At 69.0% G+C, this 1,324-nt stretch carries 1 protein-coding gene and 1 pseudogene; both read left to right on the top strand.

Going from position 1 to position 1,324, the window contains the following annotated elements:
* A partial coding sequence (locus tag CSW57_RS24145; protein ID WP_143696616.1) for a DoxX family membrane protein occupies positions 1-495 on the top strand: 495 nt, incomplete at its 5' end.
* Positions 496-640: 145 nt separating this feature from the next.
* Positions 641-1,324: pseudogene (locus CSW57_RS24140) on the top strand (alpha/beta fold hydrolase); the annotation flags it as partial.

Here is a 1,324-nt window from a genome sequence, read left to right as displayed (position 1 = left end):
CATATCCCGCTCCCGCGCCCGCAGCCGCCAGGGCGCCGACGGCCACTCGGCTGGTTCGGCGGCCACGGCCTCGACGCCACCGCCGGTGCGTTCGACGGGATGGGGTTCAAACCGGGGAAGCCCTCCGCCACCGTCGCGGGTATCAGCGAAGCCGGGGGAGCGCTCATCGCAATCGGCGCAGCCACCCCGGTGGCGGCCGCCGGTGCTGTCGGCGCGATGATCGGCGCTGCCGCAGTGCACAAGCCGGCCGGCTTCTTCGCAACCGCAGGCGGCTACGAATACCCGGCCACGCTGGGCCTTGCCGCCGCCGCGCTGGCTCTCACCGGCCCTGGCAAGTACTCCGTCTACGCGGCTCTCGGGTATCGGCTCAACAACCGCCGAGTGGCCGTCGGCGCCCTGGCGGCTGCGGGCGCGGGAGCGGGATATGTCGTGGCGCGACGTCAGAAGGCCGTCGCACAGGCGTCCGCTGCAGCGGAGTCCACCGAAACCGCGTAGTCGCGCCCGGTGGTCCCCGGGTCGCCTCGGTGTCGTCGGCGTCGGGTCTCGACGTCGACGACGCGGCCGGCGCCCGGCGGTGCGCGGCTACGTTTTCGGCACTTGCGTCACCACGATCGGGGTGTCGAATGAGAAGATGTGGGACGTGGATGCGCGTGCCAAGAACAATGTGAAGATCGTCGGGCGGGATGGTGGCCCGACGATCATGCTGGCCCACGGTTTCGGATGTGACCAGAATCTGTGGCGGCTGGTCACCGAGCGACTGATCGCGGACTACCGCGTTGTGCTCTTCGACCATGTGGGAGCCGGTGCCTCGGATCCCTCGGCGTGGGACGCCGAGCGCTATTCCACCCTCGATGCCTACGCCGAGGACGTTCTGACCCTGATCGAGGATCTCGACCTGCGAGATGTCGTGTTCGTCGGTCACTCGGTCGCCTCGATGATCGGTGTCCTCGCCGTCGCCGCCGACCCGAGCAGGTTCGCCAAACTCGTGCTGCTCACTCCTTCGCCGCGGTACGTGGACGACGAGTCCGACGGCTACCGGGGCGGCTTCACCCGAGCCGACATCGACGAACTGCTCGAGTCGCTCGAGGCCAACTACCTGGGGTGGTCGCAGACCATGGCCCCGAACATCATGGGCAATCCCGAGCGCCCCTAGCTCGGCGGCGAATTGACTGAGCGGTTCTGCCGCACCGATCCTGCCAAGGCGCTGGTGTTCGCGCGCACCACCTTCCTGTCCGACAATCGTGAGGACCTCGCGAGGGTGAGGATCCCGACCCTCGTCATCGAGTGCGCCAGGGACTCGCTGGCACCGCGCCACGTCGGCGCC

This window comes from Williamsia muralis, from assembly GCF_002735905.1.
Lineage (GTDB): Bacteria > Actinomycetota > Actinomycetes > Mycobacteriales > Mycobacteriaceae > Williamsia > Williamsia muralis_A.
The sequence above is the reverse complement of the archived record's forward strand: the minus strand, read 5'-3'. Positions and strand labels throughout refer to the sequence as shown.